Origin of the sequence: Atopobium sp. oral taxon 199 str. F0494 (genome assembly GCF_000411555.1) — a bacterium.
In the GTDB taxonomy this organism is placed as follows: Bacteria; Actinomycetota; Coriobacteriia; order Coriobacteriales; family Atopobiaceae; genus Lancefieldella.
In genome coordinates this window covers 1,278,025-1,294,894 of record NZ_KE150486.1, presented here as the reverse complement: position 1 = coordinate 1,294,894, position 16,870 = coordinate 1,278,025, and the positions used below count along the sequence as shown (strand labels likewise).

The window sequence follows — 16,870 nt, the reverse complement described above, 5'->3', positions numbered from 1 at the left end:
ATTACTCCTGATCAGGACCCTTTTGAGTTGCCGCAAGGTCACTCGGGTTTTCCGCGCTGGCAAGCACGTCCTCCACAACTTTGTTGGGATGTTCATCAAGGAACTTCTCCTTAAAGTGTTGTATGTGCATGCGCAGACGCGCGGCGGCATCATCTGAAATTTTGCCGTCCATGATGCTGTTGCGCAGCTGCGGGTGACGTTCGGCCATGTAAATGGCAAGCTCATCACGAAACGCGCCGACGTGATCAAGGTCAACATCGTCAAGGAAATTTTCCTTCGACGCGAAGATAACAATAACCTGATCGCGCACGTCCAGCGCCGCGTATCTCTGCTGCTTGAGAAGCTCCATGGTATGGGCACCGTGATTGAGCTGGTACTGCGTCGTCGCGTCCAAATCAGAGCCAAACTGCGAGAAGGCCTGCTTTTCACGATAGCTTGCGAGGTCCAAACGAAGCGTACCCGCCACCTGCTTCATCGCTTTGATCTGCGCGTCACCGCCGACGCGTGACACCGAAATACCTACATCAACTGCAGGGCGTTGACCTTGGAAGAAGAGGTTGGACTGCAGATAAATCTGACCGTCCGTAATGGAGATGACGTTCGTTGGAATATACGCCGAGACATCGCCTTCCTGCGTCTCAATGATAGGGAGCGCCGTAAGAGAGCCGGCGCCGTTGGCATCGGAAAGCTTGCAAGCACGCTCCAAAAGACGAGAGTGCAGGTAGAAAATATCACCGGGGTACGCCTCGCGTCCTGGCGGACGGTGCAGCGTCAACGACATCTGACGGTACGCCACTGCCTGCTTGGAAAGATCATCGTATACCACAAGAACGTGCCCGCCGGGATGCTCAGCGTCTGCGGGCTCGCCGTTTTTATCGTTATACATAAAGTACTCGCCGATAGCCGCGCCGGCCATCGGAGCAATGTACTGCATAGGTGCGGAATCCGCAGCCGTGGCGGCAACGATAACGGTCTTGTTCAAGACGCCGTGCCGCGCCAGAGACTCCTTGATTGACGCGACGGTTGAAGCCTTCTGGCCAATAGCGACATAGATACAGACCATGTCGGTCTTGGCCTGGTTAACGATGGCGTCAATGGCAATAGCGGTCTTGCCGGTCTTACGGTCACCGATGATAAGCTCACGCTGGCCGCGTCCGATAGGCACCATTGCGTCAATAGCGAGAAGACCGGTCTGCACCGGCTGGTTAACAGGCTGACGCTCCATAATGCCGGGCGCTTTGAACTCAACGGGACGGCGATGTGTCGCGTGAATCGGACCAAGACCATCAATAGGCTGACCTAAGGGGTTAACCACGCGTCCCAACATATCGTGGGAAACGGGAATGTCCATAACATGACCAGTTGTACGACACTCGTCTCCTTCTCTGATGTCGGAGACATCGCCGAACAGGACGGCACCGACTTCGGTCTCATCCAAGTTCTGGGCAAGGCCGTATACGGCGTGACCTGTGGAAGAGCTGGTAAACTGCAGCAGTTCGCCGGCCATCGCGGTTCGGAGACCAGCAACGCGAGCAATACCGTCAGCAACCTCAGTTACCACGGAAACCTCTTGCTGATCAACCATAGAATTGACCTGGGAAAGACGTTCACGCAGCAACTCAATGATGACGTCAGAGCTCAACGTCCCTTCCTCAATTGTGGCCTTTTCTTCAGTCATTACATTTCGCTTTCAACGTTATTCAATGAGAGCTTGTTCTTGATATTGGTAAGCTGGGCGCGCACGGACGCGTCATAGCGCCGGCCGCGCGTCTCAACAATAATGCCGCCGAGAATAGAGGGATCAACGCGCTCAACAAGATAAATTGCGGCGTTAAACTGCATGCCAAGCGTCTGTTTAATCTTGGAACGCAGCGTATCATCAAGGGGTACTGATGTTGTTACTACAACGGTGATGGTTGCGTCTTCAGTATCGAGAAGCTCCTCAAACTGGTCCGCAACATCCTTGATGAGGCTGAAGTCCTCGCTTGCCTGCATTGCACCGAGGGTCTCAAGGACTTCCGGTGAAAACTTGCGGACATGCTGCCACTGTATAAGATCGGCGTTCAGACGGCCTTCGGCGCGAGCGGCCTCAATGAGAGCCCTCGTGTAACCCTCTACCTTCTTTTCCTGTTCACGCTTATTTGCGCTCATCAGGTTTACCTACTTCCGCAAGATACTTCTCGGCAAGACGACGCTGCTGAGCTTCATCAAGCTCATTGCCAATGATCTTGCCGGCAATTTCAACGGATAGGTCCACTACGGAACCAGAAAGCTCCGTAAGGCAACGGCGGCGCTCAGAATCAACGGCGCTATGGCCTTTGGTGATGATATCGGACGCTTCCTTCTTCGCCTGCTCGATGATGCGAGCACGTTCTTCTTCGCCCTCACGTTTAGCGGCAGCAACAATCTCATCTGCCTTACGACGAGCTTCATCGATGCTTGCGGCGGCAATCTTTTGATCTTTCTCTGCCTTAACGTGAGCATTTTCTGCCGTGTTCAGATCATTTTGAATCTTTTCCTGGCGGCTCTCCATCATCTTGAGAATAGAAGGCCAGGCAAACTTGCCCAAAACAAACCAAATGATCAAAAACGCAATGAGCGCAGGAATGAACTCAGCGGGCTTAGGAAGAAGAAGGTCTGCCCCACTCGGCGACTCAGCAAGCGCGACGGAGGGAGCAAGCAGCTCATACGCCACGGTTGCCACTCCGGCAACTGCCGCGGTCTTCGCTCCCTTTCGTATCGTGTTCATGCGTTCCTCCAACTTAATGATTCAGATGCGGTCGGCCTACTGTGCAATCAGCGTTACAACGAAACCAATCAGTGCCAACGCCTCGATGAATGCCGATCCAAGAATAAAAACCGTAAAGAGACGACCTTGCATCTCAGGTTGACGAGCCATTCCTGAAGTTGCACCGTAAGCAGCAAGTCCAATACCTACGCCGGCGCCCAAAACACCAAGACCGTAACCAATAACGCCCACAATTCCTCCTTTTATTCGTCCTGATTCCAAGACGATCAACACACTACCTATTTCAAGCGACTGTCATCGCCCAAAACACTTTGTACCCCTGTTCTTCTTACTCACTCTCTACAAGCTGAATGTAGACAGATGAGAGCAAGGTAAACACATATGCTTGAATGACGCCGACCAAAAGCTCGACAGCGTAAATCACAATGAGGATAAGCAACCAAAAAGCAGATGCTCCGGCTTGGGCAAATGCAGTCGCCGAAAATCCTTGCAGAATAGGACCCATAAAGAGGGAGACCAGAATCGCAAAGACGCCCATAACAACATGGCCTGCGAGCATGTTACAGAAAAGTCGGACTGCAAGAGTGATGAGGCGCAGGAAGGTCGAGAAGAGCTCAATGACCCAGACCATTGCTCCCATGAAGGGATTGACGCCTTCCGGCGCAAGGCTCTTGATATATCCGAGAGGCCCCATACGCCTGACGCCAACCACGATAAAATAGACAAAGGAGCACAAAGCCAGCGCAGCCGTTACGCCAATGGTACCGGTGCCGGGATGGCAGCCGGGAATAATGCCGACAATGTTGTTCGCCAGGATGAAGAGAAACAACGACGCCAAGAAAGAAAAATGCTTCTTCCATGTATCTCCGAGAAGCCCTTTGACCATATCATCGCGGATAAACTCAACGAGATACTCAATGGAGTTCACAAAGATGCCTTGCGGAACAAGGGATCTTTTCTGCTTCTGGACAAAGATGAACATGACGACCATAAGCAGCACAAGCGCTACGCACATCCAAAAGATGTAGTTGGTAAAACCAACAGTCGTACTGCCAACAAGAGGATGAGTCATAAAGCTGTCAAGCAGCTCGTCCATCTTTTCAGGCAGCTGAGATAGCGGATTCACTTATCTCTCTTCCTTTCCCAACACAGCGGCACCTACCGGGTTCTTATCGCTGCACTCGCACGTAGAATGCAAAGACTTGCGATTATATGATGTATATCGTATACCACGCAAATCATTTCGCATACTCTGTATGCACAAGTGGCGATAGTAACACTTTACAAGCTCTCTCTTTTCGTAAAAAACAATATTTTTGAACTTTATTCAAAAATACATACTGTTTTCACGTTTATGGTTGAAGGCTCCCCTCATACCTCTCTTCATTTTCATCAGACGACCACCGAGCTTTGGAGATAGCTCATATTGTCGTACACCATCATACTTCCATTGATATCCTGTCGTTCCTGTATTATAAGATGTTTGAGATACAGTGAAAGTGTACGTGCTGAGTAAATTGAGAACTCTCCAAACAGGTATACATCCAAAGCAACTAAGGGAACTGACGCGGCATCCAGATTCTTTTGGCGAAGACTTCTTGCCTTCTCCTGCAGTAATCGGTAATGTCCGCACAAGTTTGCTTCCCACCCTAACAGTATGTCCACAGCTTCTTCTATGAGACGTTTATTCAGCAAATCCAATGGAGGTATTTCCAATGCTTCCCGTAAAGCTATTTCTCTCATTCGTGCATATTTCTCACTCATAAGATTGTTGCCATGCTTTTGTGCTTGCTCAAGATCGAGCTTATAACTTTCAAGCACTTCAATCGGCCATGATATATATAAAGCCCGTTGAAAAAGGAGTGCTTGTCTGTAGTCAGTTTGATATAACAGCTCGCTTTTGATAATGCCAGCCTTTAAAAGCATATTTCGCTCAATTTCCTCAATGGCGCCAATTAATAGGTCTTTTATAGCTCTTTTCACAATGATCACCTATTCTGCCAGTAATCGGCATGAAGGAAGCTCACGAAACACATTGCCTATGACACTTCGCTATCAATGCACATAGCTTTCACTGATGAGCTCATATATCTTGCGTGCGCGACAGGCCTGTAAAGAATCGGCACCCATATGAACGGTATAGAGAACTAGTGCCTCCTTGGCATCGTGATAAGCGCGACCAAAATCTCCTCGACGCAAATACTCGCAGAGAGCGCGGTTAAAGAGATTATTCGCGCGATACTCCGCATGCGCCGACATACCAATAATCGTCTGGACACGATCGTGCAGTTCAATAGCCTCGCCGTAGCGGCCCTGATTTTGGCGAAGCAAGGCAAGTTCATTGAGAACCGTCGCGTATAAGGGGTGTTTTGTCCCAACTGTTGCATCGTAAATCTGAATAGCCATAATAAATGCATACTCTGCCTGACCGAAATCACCCATCAGGCGGTATGTTCCTCCAAGACTACAGAGTGTAGCCGCCAGTCCGGGATCAATATGCTTTGTAGGCATAGTCTTTACCGATGAACATGCCGTGCACCCAGCGCTCATACAGCCATCGTCGTCTTGAAAAATCGGTATTGCATCCATCTGAATCTCAACGGCACGAAGAAGATCGCTGGCCGACTCATCTAAAAGTCCGGCATCTCTCTCAATGCTTCCTAGCTCATTAAGAACACTGATAAATTCTGAGCTCTTTTCACCATACTCTCTACCAATCTCACAAAGCTTCCTCCTCATAAGAGAAATTGCGGCATCATTATCTTTACTATCTGCATGGAATTTGAGAACCTCGTCAATCTCATCCAATACATCCTTGCCGTTCATAGTCTTTTCTCTCCAATCTCTCGCATAGCAAGAAGAGCGGTAATGCTATAGAGATGCTCCAAGCTGATCTGCCTCAGACGCACTTGGAAAACCAAGCTCGCGCGCAACGCCATGATAGGTTTGGATATTTGGGTTAAAACCCTCATCCCAACACTGCATAACAAACTCAAAATATGCACGGATAGTTTCGGTGGAATATGTCATGAGTTCTGCTCGAAGACGTACTTCGTATGACGGGCTCATTTGCGTATCCTCTTCAACAATAAGAGGCCCTATACATTTTGTAAAAAGCGGGAATTGCATCCTCGCGCGCGTTTCCCAAATTAAGGAGATTTTTGTAATGAAATCAACATACTTCTTAAACTCCAACGACCTCATAGGAAAACGATACCGGTGGCTCACCTCTTTTGAACACCCATACACATATACAAAACGTTCAATAAAGAGTGACGTATGATACATCCTCGCTTTTTCAAGATCTGCGCAATATGACTCAAGAACTTCAAGGCTCCAAGTCATAAGCTGAGGTCCTCGCATCCGTGTAAAAAATGAATTCAGGTTACACCCAATATAGGGAGGCGACCATTCTTTGACAGCATAGGAAAAATCCTCATATTCGTAGTGCCTAATGGTTTCAACAAGGTCAAGCGAAGCCATGTGCAACGCTCCTCACGCAACGAGCGTAGGGGAAGTTTCTTCCCCTACGCACGGGTAAAAACCTAGAGTGCGGAAGAGATTGTCTGCCGCTCCCGACAATGAGCCCCCGCCTCTTGGGCACGAGTTGGAGCTTTGACTTCCTTCGGAAGAAGCAGAGCCATAAGTGCAGAAAGGACAAACCCGCAGAGAGCAAAAATGACAGATGCAGTATAGTTGCCCGTTACATCGGCTAAAAATCCACCCATAAAGGAACCGGTCGCCGGCCCAACAAACATAACGATGAGCGTAGCAAATCCCCAAACTTTACCAAAGTACTTATTACCAAAAACCGATCCGGCATATCCAGCGCATCCACCTGGCTCAACCGCCCAATAGCAGGCAAACAATACGCAACAAAGTGCGCCGAGCCACAACTGATCAGCCTTCATCATAAGGAGAAGAACGCACCCGATAGCGCCAACGATAGGACCGGCAATAAGCACGATGCGGCGTGCTTCCGGTTCATTTCCTCTTGACTTTACAAGACGATCTGCAACCTTACCCAAAAGCGGCATCGTAAAGATTCCGCAGACACCGATGATAATATACATGTTGGAGGCAGTACCAAGATCCATATTCAGATTGACCGTCCAGTATTTAACAATTTGAGACCAAATGAGAAATTCACCAAGCATTGCAAAGAGAAACGCAAAAATATCACACCACATAGCGCGCGTATGAAATGCTTCTGCAACCGTGAAGTCATGGGTTTTCTCGTTTTTCTTTTGCGGAAGTTTTCCAAACGGTTCAAGGCCAAGATCACTGGGGTTTCGTTGAGCGACGAGAGCCGATACCGAAAGAAGCGCAAGAAAGACGAAGCCCATAATCAACATGACAGTGCGCCATGCGGATGCATTCTGAGCTAAGAACGGCTTCATAAAAAGCGTAAGCAATACCTGAGCGATAGGAGCCCCAGCAAAAGCGATGCCCCACGCCGTGGAGTAACGGTCACCTACAAACCACTTGCGACATGAGGTAGTCGAAGATACCCACAGCATACCGGTGCCGATACCTGCAAAAACACCGTAGCTAAAGAAGTAGAAATAAATATTATCAATAAACGAAGTAGCCACCATACCAAGACAGCAAAATACAGCACCTGCAAAATACACCGGCCTGCAGCCACTCTTATCAACAATCTTACCCGCAAAGAAAGCCGTTACCGCATACACCATCATCATAAGAGAATAGCCCAGAGATAGTTGTGATCCGGTCCATCCGAGATCTTTGCCCATAGGAACCTGAAGGATAGAAAATGTTGAACGGAAACCAAAAAGACAGAAACACGCAAGGAAGGCTGCTAGTACTACCTTACGCGAGGTTGACTTAGCATCTTTCATAAGATGTCCCCAATCATTGCAATGTATAAAAAACGCCCCAGAAACCCGCGAGAGTTCCCGGGGCGCCGTCCTTGGAGGGAAAATCAGCGTGTGCTACGCTTCAACGAGGTCCTTTGCCATCTCGAACGCCTCGCAGTTACGAGCACCGTTCTCTGCAAACGCCCAATACTCGGTTGTAAATCCGCTACATATTCCCATGTTCCTCTCAGTTTCTTTATAGTGCGCACAGAACTTGCACTTATGAGCGGGAACAAAGTCAACAGCAGCAATTTCTTCATCGCCCATTACTACAACATCACCGTGAGCGTGATCGATACCCTTTACGACATCAATGGGAATATAGAAATCGCAATCGCGATACTTACACATAAGGGTCTCCTTTCAATTACCTGAAGTTAAATGGATTCATACTCGGTACGAGCAATTACCTCATCCTGAATTGGCTTGCCAATCTCAACCCAATATTGTGTGAATCCTGCAACACGAATGAGCAGCGTACGGTAATTCTCGGGGTTCGCCTGTGCCTTTTTAAGTATGCGAGAGTCAATAATGTTGTACTGGATATGGAAGCCTCCCTTACGCATGTATGCGCGAGTAAGATCCATCAGTTTCCTTGAGCCCTCAATGCCTTTCGCGGCGCTCGGATGAAGCTTGAGATTCATCTGGCTGTTCTGGGACATAGAGTGATCCCAGCCGGTCGCTGATTCAAAAAGTGCATACTGTCCATGAGTATCCGTACCTGGATAAGCGGACATCGAAGCGTCGGCAAAAGTGGTGCCTTGGAGACGACCGTCGGCGGTAGCGGCAGTAACTGCGCCCTCGGGACCGTGAGTTGATACGGACATCTGACAGACGTAATACGGCTCACCATAGAGATTCTCAATAGTTGCCGGCAAATCGTTGCAGAACCACTGCTCCCAGTCATAGAGCATCTGATCAACATATGGGTCATCATTGCCATACTTCGGAGCGCGCAGACAATCCGCATGAATCTCATCGTAACGACCGTCGTCATCTGTGCGCTTTTCCTGATCTTTCAAAGATTCGGAACCAACTTCCTTAGAGGTTTTATAGCCGAAGTTGTTGTCAAGCGCATCCTTAAGCTGTTCAAGCGTGTACTTCTTATCTTCGTACACGAGCTTTTTAATGGCTGCCATAGAATTAATCTGATTGCACGTTCCGCAGCACTCGATATTAAACGTCGAATTGTAGCGGTAGCCCTTGTGCGCAATACCGAGACCCTTCTCGAGACAATTCGGTTTAAGCAGTGAATTGACCATGGACGGGGTGAACTTACGCCAGACATCATGCTGGATGTTCATGCACTTATTCAGAACTTCACAAGCCTTCTGGTAATACACTTTGTACTGCTCATCCAGCTCTTCGAACGTCTCGAAGGACTTATCGTGTGGTGGGAAGACCTGAAGTCCCGTGCGCTTATCAAGACCGTTATTGAGCGCAAGTTCAAGAATCTTTGGATTGTTTAGGAAGTGAATACCAACTGAAGTCGGCTGTGCAGATCCGCCAGGAATCCAGTAAAGTTTGCCGTTCAGGTGAAGCGGCATCCAAGTTCCGGGAGAAGTCTCAAGACAGCCGCCAACTGACCATGCGCGCGCCTCTTGAACCGTCATGCCTTCGTGAGCATACTGGTTCAGTAAGAATTCCATTGCTACGCGGTTGTTCATAATTGCAGGATAACCAGCGCCTGTCTTTACACATTCCATGCACTTCATGACGAACTCTTCGGGGTTCGCCTCGTCATACAACAGTGAAAGAGTCGGCTGGGTGGTCTGGCAGTTAATACCCGCGTCGAGCATAATCATCTCAAGACGGTTTGCTGCGGACTTGCCGTCGCGATCAACACCACCGATACAGACATTGTTGAATGTATTGCCCGAAAGGACACCTCCGACAACACCGGTACAGGCAAAAGCATCGATGCAGGTCATCTTAACGCGATACAGCTCTTGCCATTCTTCGACCTCTTCCTCAGTAAGAGTGCCGTTTTCAATATCCTGTTCAAAATAGGGGTAGAGAACTTGTCCTATACGACCAGGAGAAAGGCCGGACATTGCATCTTCATTGAGTTCTGCCAAATGCAAAAGATAAATGGTCTGGAAAGCGTCTTTAAATGTCTTTGGCTTCTCATGTGCCAACCGATGCAGGCGCTCGGAAATTTCCTTCAGCTCAGCAATTTCGGTTTCGTCAGTGGTAATAGAAATAAGGCGATCGGCTTCTTTTCCGTAATTGTCAAACCACTTGGAAAGACCTTGAACCAACAAGCCCATAGCAGTGTAATAATACAGCCTGTCCATACCGGCAATACCATCGCCACCTGGCTCACCAGCTACCTCACCGGCACGTTTCTTGCAAATATCAATGAGCTCATCGAATCCATGCTCAAGTACAAAGTAGTAATTCATAACTTCGCGGCCCTGAGGAATGGTGAAACCGGAGTCAAAGTTACTGACAACGGACTTCATGATGTTCTCTTTGATCTTGTATTCAGGAACCATCTGCTCATACTTACGAGCGACATCTTCAACTGACTTGCCGGCCCAAGAATACGCAAGACGATGCATCGCAGGAACGTTTTCAAGGCGTACGCCATACTTACCACCAACAGAAACAACGTTTCCGAAGCTCTGCGTAACGTTGCCGCCACCCGCGCCAAAGTGAGAAACCTCTGCGCTGGATTCGGCTCCCGTGTCAAGGGCTGCCTTGTACAAATCAGAATCTTTGTCCATAAAGAAACTTTCCGTCAGCCAAGGCAGAGGTGCAGAGCCGCGATAAAACCCCGCTTTTGCACCCACGAGCTGCTCATGCGGCCAAATCGGCGTATCAAGGTGTTCAAATACGCTCTGCAAAGCATAACCACGCCGCATGATAGGAACTTCTCCCTCGTGCTCGGCTGCTGCACGGGAGTACCAGTAGGACTCCTGAATGTCCAGCGAGGAGAGCGTGTCGAAGTAAATATCACGGAGGTAGTTAGCTCGCGGGGTTGGCTCCCTCTTGATCTCTCGATCAGTGATTTCAGCCGGTGCCTCTCCGTTTGCATGACTTTCAAGAGAAAGCCCGCGCTCAGCGAGAACTTCACTCAGCTTCATCGGTTGAAGTGTTGCCATCTCCAAGCCTCCCTTAAAACATCAGCGGCAGACCCTCTTAGCCTGCCCATTGCGATAATTTTTAATGAGAATGCTTCGCCAAACATGGGTCGAAATATCTAATAAAAAGTTGTATCTTTTTCTGAGAGAGATACGACTTTAAGACTACTGGTCCTAAAAGTCGTATATCGCCGTTTTGAAATAGGCGAATAGATAGGACTTCCGCTGTACGTATCCATAAAATCTTTTCCTGATAATGCTTTTTAAATCTTTTAGAAAGCATTATCAGGGGAGGATATATGAGAAGGAGTTTGTCTGCTCCCATAGCTCACGAGCAAAAAGACCTTAAAGGACGCATTTTTGATATTCAGTCGTTCAGTGTCCATGACGGACCGGGCTGCCGAACTCTCATCTTTATGTCAGGCTGTCCTTTGCGCTGCTCTTGGTGCTGCAATCCGGAAAGTTTCTATAATCGCCAGGGTAAGCTCTACATGGGTTCAAAATGTATCAATACGGCAAGCAAGCCCTGCACTCGATGCACAAATGCATGTCCCTACGGAGCGGTACATGACAATTCACAGGACCCTGAGCACCCCATGAAATTTGATTGGGAACTTTGTCATACTTGTACGACGCTCGAGTGCATCGACGCGTGTTTTGATGACGCACTCGTAAGAATCTCAAAGGAATATACTGTCGAAGAAATAATGTACATCCTTGAGCGAGATCGTCACTATTGGTCAGGTAACGGCGGTGTAACCTTCTCTGGTGGCGACCCAATGTTCCAGCCGGAATTCCTTGAAGCGGTTCTCGCAAGGTGTGATGAACTATACATTCATAAAGCAATTGAAACGGAGGCTCTTGCTGATACTCCTACGTATCTGCGCATCATGCGCTATATGGACTTTGCATTCAATGACCTAAAATGCATGGATTCTGAGCTTCACCGAGCCTATACAGGAGTTGGAAATGAGCGCATCCTCAATAATATCCGCGCTTTCGCAAACTCCGGAAATCACACACGGCTTATCCTTCGCGCTCCCGTTATTCCAGGGCTCAATGACTCCAAAGAAAACTTCTCCAAAGTCGCTGATTTTATGAACGAGATAGGCCTTGACGAATTCAATCTCTTGCCCTTCCATCGTCTTGGTGTATCAAAATGGGAAGAGCTCAGTATGGATTATGCATTCAAGAACGAGCAGCCAACTCCTCCTCATACACTAGCCAAACTCCAGAAAGTTCTTCTCGATAGAAATATCAAATGCTACCTGGGAAGCGATACGCCATTCTAGTGTCATCATACGCCTTGGTTAAAAACGCGATTCATAAAGGAATCCGCGGTAATAACGCGATTGAGCACATCCACCTCATCGGCGTTTATTGTTTCGATCTCATATAGGGCAGAAATAGCTTCCATCGGTGTTTGACCAGAAAGCAGATATGAGCAAAGCAGCAACATAAGCGCCGTAATGCCATCAGTGGTGTGGGTGCTTTTAGCATCCAGATGAAAATTTCCATGCCCATATTCAAAAAGCTTTTTGAATTCAATCCAAATGCTTGTTCCGGCCCACATTTCATTAAGGTGTTCAAGCACTTCTGCAATGGAGCCATACGTTGCGAGCAGGTCAAGGGTATAGTTAATCATTTCATGCACAATGGCTCGCTGTTCCTCCGCAATCCCGCTCTCCTTAGAAAGGATACCGGCCCAACGGAGAATATCGGACTTTCGCAAACTTCCCTTATCGGTAGTAATAAAATCATCTATCTCTCTTGACGCGCAGTACTCTCTATCGACGATTCTTAAAAAATCTTCAGCGGGAACACTTCTTTTATACCGGCGACGTCCGCTAACCAGCAGTGAAAGAACATAGTGTAGGCGGTCAAACTTCACAGGTTCAAAGGTAAAGATATTGGCTCCAGCTCTAAAGGCGGCTAAACGCAACTCTGCGGAATCTCTCAAGGCATGAACCACAATAGGATACGCGAGAAAATCATACTTGAGACGAACCAGACGGCAGGCCTCAAAACCATTCATATCCTGAAGCTCAAGTGAGAAAACAAGCACATCAACGGTGTTTTTTTCTATAATTCTCAATGCCTCTTCTCCGCGATAGCAAAGAACAACATCATAGCCATAATGTGAGAGCTCTTGCTTAAAGTTGTTTCTCGCATCGGGATCAACACATACAAATAAAATACGCGGAGTACGCACTTACATCACCTCCAGTTCCGAATGACCGTCAGCGTCCATAGCAGAAGAATAGTCACAGATAAGCTGTACTCGATTGCGAACACCAAGTTTTGAAAAAATATTACTTAAATGCGTTTTGATGGTTTTCTCGCTTACATACAGCTTTTTTGCAATTTGAGCATTTGACATGCCGCAACACACCAGTGAGGCAACCTCATTCTCACGACGTGTCAATTGACTTGAAATAGTCTGATCAGATGCAGGCTCTGTCATAGAGAGTTTGGTCGCATTATCAAGGTGAATGTCGAGCAAACGACAGATGATTATGAGCATGGAAAGAGCGCTCGTAAATGCTGCATGAGTAAGAATAGGAAGATCGAATTTGGCATGAAGCTGCTTGGCGTGAGGCGAATCTGCATACGTAAATCCAGGACAATGCCAAAATCCCATGAGTTCTCCATTAAAATACACAGGAGCCACAAAACTTGAAATACCGAAATCACAGCATTTCACTAATGGCTCAAAACTGTGAGTCTTGTCATAGTGAGCCGCAACATCATCCATATTAATTCGGTTAACGCCGCTGCAATCATGATCAATACTTGTCTTGACGAAATCACAAAAGAATAGTTTTTTTGAAGGAATAAGCAAGGGATTGCCTTTGCGGTCAATAAGGTGGATAGGAATGTGCGTATCCCTTGCAAAACAATCCTGATAATCTTGGAGAGATCCTCTGCCAACCATCCGGACCCACTCCGACGGCTGTAAGCCACGTGATACATTAGAAATCATTACACCCACTCCCCAAAACATAACCTTGTTTCACTCGCACTTCGGCCGCATACACGCATCAAAAGTTTTGCAACTACTTGTATATTTTCATATAGATTTCTAATTGTTAGTCACATAAAACAATAACTAATCGGCGACTTGCTTGCCAGTTCTTATACTGACCTGCAAATCGCCGATATACATGCGGATATATGGAGAGGTATTCTATGCCTTATGGTATTTTTTCCGTTTACCGGTTAGTAAGGAGGCTCAGTACTTCTCGCTGCGCGCTCTATAAACCGCTACTTAGTACCATAGATTCTGTCGCCAGCGTCACCAAGACCCGGGAGAATATAGGCGCTCTCGTCCAGCTGACGATCCACGGTGCACGTATACAGACGGACGTTGGGATCAAAATCAAGCACGGCTTTTACACCTTCGGGGCACGACACAATCGTGAGACAGCGAATGTCCTTTACGCCCGCTTCGCGTAGAAATTGAATCGCGGCCGTCAGAGAACCGCCCGTAGCCAACATGGGGTCAACCACGAGACAGGTACGGTTTTCCACATCGGGTGGAAACTTGCAGTAGTACTGATGGGGCTCATGCGTCTCCGGATCGCGATACATGCCCACATGACCTACGCGCGCAGAAGGAACCAGCTCAAGCACGCCGTCAACCATACCCAGCCCCGCACGGAGAATGGGGATGATCGCAACCTTCTTGCCAGCGATACGCTTTGCGGTCATAGTTTCAAGCGGAGTCTCAACCTCAACGTCTTCAAGCGGAAAATCACGCATCGCCTCGTAAGACTCTAAGATAGCCAGCTCGTTGACGAGCTCGCGGAACTGCTTGGTTGTAGTCGTCTTATCGCGGAGAATGTGGAGCTTATGCTGCACCAGCGGATGGTCCATCACAAATAAACGAGTTTCATCGTACTTTGCCATTAGATTTCCTCTCAACGTTCGGCTCTCAACGCTTACTCTTCAACGTCTGACTCTCAACGTCCAATCCTCAAAAACACGCTGCCGCGTACGGTATGTACACAGCCTACTTGACGCCCTCAAAGGCAGGATTATCTTCGCGCATAATCTTCACGACGCGGCCCGCGTGACGTCCGCCACCAAACTCCTGCGTCAGAAAGATTTTGACAATCTCCTTGTTAATCTCCACATCAACAAAGCGACCGGAAAGCCCAATAACGTTAGCGTTGTTGTGCTCGCGCGCCAGTTGAGCAAACTGGGGCGTCTGTATCGGCGTTGCGCGGATACCGGGAACTTTGTCAGCCGTCATTGCGATGCCAAGCCCCGTTCCACAGATAAGGACGCCGCGGTCAGCGCCGCCCGCTGCTACATAGCGAGCCACCTTGTCAGCATAATCGGGATAATCGACGCGATCGTCATTCTCGGGCCCAAAGTCAATAACTTCATGACCGAGCGATTTAACGTACTCAGCAATCGGAGCTTTCTGAATAAATCCCGCGTGATCGGATGCGATAGCTACCCGCATGAATCCTCCTTACGTCGTTCTCTCTAAAAGAGTACCGCAATGCGCACGTCCAGCACGTCCCAATACCAATTCTCTTGGCGCTTCTCACATTCCCTGGCGCTTCTCGCCTAAAAATCCGCTGTGGCGAGAAGTTCTTCCGGCAGAATCGCTCCCTCGCGCACAATGCGCGGAGTATCGCCTGTACAGTCGACGATGGTCGACGCAATCGCAAGGGGCGCCGGACCTCCGTCAATCGTCAGATCCGCTTGATCTATAAGCGCTTGCTCCAAGCTTCCTCCGCTGACAGCTGAGGGATGGCCATGAATGTTTGCACTGGTAGTTGCTAATGGAACGCCAAGTCGTTCGATGATTTCACACACAAGCTTCGATGCGGGCATGCGCAAAGCGATGGTGCGGTCGTCAGGCAAGACGTATTCGTCGGGAACCGCCTTTGCAGCCTTGACGACCAGGGTCAGAGCGCCCGGCCAATAGGTGTCGATAAGCGCGCGGGTCCATGCGGGAACATGTTGAGCGTAGCGCTCAACATCCTCCTTGGATCCAACAAGCCATGGCAGCGTTTGCGTGCGCTGGCGGCGCTTAATCTCAAAAATACGCTCATGCCCGGGATTTCCCGCAATCGCTGCGGCGCCAATGCCATACACGGAATCGGTAGGCACGATGAGCACTCCGCCCGCTCTCGCAATCACAACCGCTTGATCAACTACGCAGGACGCAGGGCTATTTTGATCGACGGTTACAATCTTTCCCATGACCACAACCTCCTCTGTTACCCCTGCGCTTGCTCTTTACGGTATGCGATAAGAATCCGGGGACGATGAGTAAGGTCCTCTCGCACCTGAATGCGCTCCCATGCGCCGGCAGCGCGCGCCAGCTCCGCAGCCTGCGCAAGGTGTCCCTCATACAGCTCGACGCACAGCATGCCGCCAGGGGCAAGCATGCGGTTGGCCTCCTTAAGCAAGCGGCGATACACGTCTAGGCCGTCAGTTCCACCGTCTAAGGCAAGTCGTGGCTCGTAGTCTTTGACTTCGGACGGCACCTGATCTTTTAATACCTCAGTAGGAATGTAGGGAGGATTGGATACGAGCACGGAAAATGTCTGGGCGAGCTCTTCCGGAACACCTGCCGCTAAATCACATTCCACAATGGTTACGTGATCGGTCAGTCCAAGCGCGTCACGGTTGCGCTCTGCAAGCGATATCGCCGCGGGAGCGATATCCGTTGCGGTAACCTCAACGCCTGGGCGCTCAGAGGCTATGGAAAGCGCAATACATCCGCTTCCGACACCCACTTCCAGAACCCGAAGAGCGTCAAAAGAGCCGCGCCTCTCGGCAGCCGCGTCAATGCCTTCTAACGCAGCATCGACAAGAATCTCGGTTTCGGGACGTGGAATCAGCACGCCCGGCTCACACTTCAAAACGATATGCCGAAACGGCATCTCGCCCGTAACATACTGAAGGGGCCGACCAGAGGCGCGCTGTTCAACTGCGGTGTGCATACGGTCAAGCTCATCGCGTGTAAGCGGCTTATCAAAGTTGGTATAAAGTTCTACGCGAGAAAGTCCTGTAGTCGCTGAAAGCAGCCATTCCGCCGAAAGACGGGGGTGCTTGTCGCCCTTGCGCTCAAGATATCCGCACGTCCAGGTGAGAATACGTTTGACGGTCCACGTCTGCTGATCGGCCATAGC

The 16,870-nt window shown here is 49.1% G+C and carries 18 protein-coding genes; 1 reads left to right on the top strand and 17 read right to left on the bottom strand.

Annotation, left to right across the window (positions count from 1 at the left end):
* Position 1: 1 nt before the first annotated feature.
* From atpA to hpdB, 11 genes are all read right to left on the bottom strand, one after another.
* Positions 2 to 1,678, bottom strand: a complete 1,677-nt coding sequence (gene atpA, locus HMPREF1527_RS05930) for a F0F1 ATP synthase subunit alpha (protein WP_016477801.1) — start codon at positions 1,676 to 1,678, stop codon at positions 2 to 4.
* A complete protein-coding gene (gene atpH, locus HMPREF1527_RS05925) occupies positions 1,678 to 2,151 on the bottom strand; it encodes an ATP synthase F1 subunit delta (protein WP_016477800.1) in 474 nt (157 codons plus the stop codon). The genes atpA and atpH overlap by 1 nt, the downstream gene beginning before the upstream one ends.
* Entirely contained in the window at positions 2,138 to 2,749 is a 612-nt protein-coding gene (gene atpF / locus HMPREF1527_RS05920; protein WP_016477799.1) for a F0F1 ATP synthase subunit B, read from the bottom strand. The genes atpH and atpF overlap by 14 nt, the downstream gene beginning before the upstream one ends.
* A gap of 36 nt (positions 2,750 to 2,785) precedes the next feature.
* Positions 2,786 to 2,980, bottom strand: a complete 195-nt coding sequence (gene atpE, locus HMPREF1527_RS05915; protein ID WP_016477798.1) for an ATP synthase F0 subunit C — start codon at positions 2,978 to 2,980, stop codon at positions 2,786 to 2,788.
* Positions 2,981 to 3,077: 97 nt separating this feature from the next.
* A complete protein-coding gene (atpB, locus tag HMPREF1527_RS05910) occupies positions 3,078 to 3,875 on the bottom strand; it encodes a F0F1 ATP synthase subunit A (protein WP_016477797.1) in 798 nt (265 codons plus the stop codon).
* A gap of 266 nt (positions 3,876 to 4,141) precedes the next feature.
* A complete protein-coding gene (locus HMPREF1527_RS05905; protein ID WP_016477796.1) occupies positions 4,142 to 4,732 on the bottom strand; it encodes a DUF4125 family protein in 591 nt (196 codons plus the stop codon).
* 72 nt (positions 4,733 to 4,804) lie between these two features.
* The gene (locus HMPREF1527_RS05900) at positions 4,805 to 5,575 is read right to left on the bottom strand and encodes a tetratricopeptide repeat protein (RefSeq protein WP_016477795.1); all 771 of its coding nucleotides are present in this window, start codon (positions 5,573 to 5,575) and stop codon (positions 4,805 to 4,807) included.
* 45 nt (positions 5,576 to 5,620) lie between these two features.
* A complete protein-coding gene (locus tag HMPREF1527_RS05895; RefSeq protein ID WP_016477794.1) occupies positions 5,621 to 6,232 on the bottom strand; it encodes a DUF4125 family protein in 612 nt (203 codons plus the stop codon).
* A gap of 62 nt (positions 6,233 to 6,294) precedes the next feature.
* Entirely contained in the window at positions 6,295 to 7,611 is a 1,317-nt protein-coding gene (locus HMPREF1527_RS05890) for a nitrate/nitrite transporter (protein ID WP_016477793.1), read from the bottom strand.
* 93 nt (positions 7,612 to 7,704) lie between these two features.
* Positions 7,705 to 7,980 carry a 4-hydroxyphenylacetate decarboxylase small subunit gene (gene hpdC, locus HMPREF1527_RS05885; RefSeq protein WP_016477792.1) on the bottom strand — a complete coding sequence of 92 codons (276 nt, stop codon included), beginning with the start codon at positions 7,978 to 7,980 and terminating at the stop codon, positions 7,705 to 7,707.
* Between the two features lie 26 nt (positions 7,981 to 8,006).
* Positions 8,007 to 10,736 (bottom strand): 4-hydroxyphenylacetate decarboxylase large subunit, encoded by a 2,730-nt coding sequence (hpdB, locus tag HMPREF1527_RS05880; RefSeq protein WP_016477791.1) that lies wholly within the window; start codon positions 10,734 to 10,736, stop codon positions 8,007 to 8,009.
* 278 nt (positions 10,737 to 11,014) lie between these two features.
* Here hpdB and hpdA point away from each other — a divergent pair, with 278 nt between their 5' ends.
* Positions 11,015 to 12,007 carry a 4-hydroxyphenylacetate decarboxylase activase gene (hpdA, locus tag HMPREF1527_RS05875; RefSeq protein WP_016477790.1) on the top strand — a complete coding sequence of 331 codons (993 nt, stop codon included), beginning with the start codon at positions 11,015 to 11,017 and terminating at the stop codon, positions 12,005 to 12,007.
* 5 nt (positions 12,008 to 12,012) lie between these two features.
* Here hpdA and HMPREF1527_RS05870 read toward each other — a convergent pair whose 3' ends face one another.
* The 6 genes from HMPREF1527_RS05870 to prmC form a co-directional block, all read right to left on the bottom strand.
* Positions 12,013 to 12,927 carry a PleD family two-component system response regulator gene (locus tag HMPREF1527_RS05870; protein ID WP_016477789.1) on the bottom strand — a complete coding sequence of 305 codons (915 nt, stop codon included), beginning with the start codon at positions 12,925 to 12,927 and terminating at the stop codon, positions 12,013 to 12,015.
* Positions 12,928 to 13,698, bottom strand: coding sequence for a LuxR family transcriptional regulator (locus tag HMPREF1527_RS05865; protein ID WP_016477788.1), 771 nt, complete (start codon positions 13,696 to 13,698; stop codon positions 12,928 to 12,930).
* A gap of 281 nt (positions 13,699 to 13,979) precedes the next feature.
* A complete protein-coding gene (gene upp, locus HMPREF1527_RS05860; protein ID WP_016477787.1) occupies positions 13,980 to 14,624 on the bottom strand; it encodes a uracil phosphoribosyltransferase in 645 nt (214 codons plus the stop codon).
* A gap of 103 nt (positions 14,625 to 14,727) precedes the next feature.
* Entirely contained in the window at positions 14,728 to 15,186 is a 459-nt protein-coding gene (rpiB, locus tag HMPREF1527_RS05855) for a ribose 5-phosphate isomerase B (protein ID WP_016477786.1), read from the bottom strand.
* A gap of 107 nt (positions 15,187 to 15,293) precedes the next feature.
* Entirely contained in the window at positions 15,294 to 15,935 is a 642-nt protein-coding gene (locus tag HMPREF1527_RS07890; protein WP_016477785.1) for an L-threonylcarbamoyladenylate synthase, read from the bottom strand.
* Positions 15,936 to 15,952: 17 nt separating this feature from the next.
* Positions 15,953 to 16,867, bottom strand: a complete 915-nt coding sequence (gene prmC / locus HMPREF1527_RS07885) for a peptide chain release factor N(5)-glutamine methyltransferase (RefSeq protein WP_016477784.1) — start codon at positions 16,865 to 16,867, stop codon at positions 15,953 to 15,955.
* Between the last annotated feature and the right edge of the window lie 3 nt (positions 16,868 to 16,870).

What these genes read in the sequence shown, in the direction of transcription:
- hpdC (WP_016477792.1), bottom strand. Translation starts at nt 7,980, where the DNA reads ATGTGTAAGTATCGCGATTGCGATTTCTATATTCCCATTGATGTCGTA.
- atpH (WP_016477800.1), bottom strand. Translation starts at nt 2,151, where the DNA reads ATGAGCGCAAATAAGCGTGAACAGGAAAAGAAGGTAGAGGGTTACACG.
- HMPREF1527_RS05895 (WP_016477794.1), bottom strand. Translation starts at nt 6,232, where the DNA reads ATGGCTTCGCTTGACCTTGTTGAAACCATTAGGCACTACGAATATGAG.
- HMPREF1527_RS05865 (WP_016477788.1), bottom strand. Translation starts at nt 13,698, where the DNA reads ATGATTTCTAATGTATCACGTGGCTTACAGCCGTCGGAGTGGGTCCGG.
- hpdB (WP_016477791.1), bottom strand. Translation starts at nt 10,736, where the DNA reads ATGGCAACACTTCAACCGATGAAGCTGAGTGAAGTTCTCGCTGAGCGC.
- atpA (WP_016477801.1), bottom strand. Translation starts at nt 1,678, where the DNA reads ATGACTGAAGAAAAGGCCACAATTGAGGAAGGGACGTTGAGCTCTGAC.
- prmC (WP_016477784.1), bottom strand. Translation starts at nt 16,867, where the DNA reads ATGGCCGATCAGCAGACGTGGACCGTCAAACGTATTCTCACCTGGACG.
- hpdA (WP_016477790.1), top strand. Translation starts at nt 11,015, where the DNA reads ATGAGAAGGAGTTTGTCTGCTCCCATAGCTCACGAGCAAAAAGACCTT.
- HMPREF1527_RS07890 (WP_016477785.1), bottom strand. Translation starts at nt 15,935, where the DNA reads ATGGGAAAGATTGTAACCGTCGATCAAAATAGCCCTGCGTCCTGCGTA.
- atpF (WP_016477799.1), bottom strand. Translation starts at nt 2,749, where the DNA reads ATGAACACGATACGAAAGGGAGCGAAGACCGCGGCAGTTGCCGGAGTG.
- upp (WP_016477787.1), bottom strand. Translation starts at nt 14,624, where the DNA reads ATGGCAAAGTACGATGAAACTCGTTTATTTGTGATGGACCATCCGCTG.
- rpiB (WP_016477786.1), bottom strand. Translation starts at nt 15,186, where the DNA reads ATGCGGGTAGCTATCGCATCCGATCACGCGGGATTTATTCAGAAAGCT.
- HMPREF1527_RS05900 (WP_016477795.1), bottom strand. Translation starts at nt 5,575, where the DNA reads ATGAACGGCAAGGATGTATTGGATGAGATTGACGAGGTTCTCAAATTC.
- HMPREF1527_RS05890 (WP_016477793.1), bottom strand. Translation starts at nt 7,611, where the DNA reads ATGAAAGATGCTAAGTCAACCTCGCGTAAGGTAGTACTAGCAGCCTTC.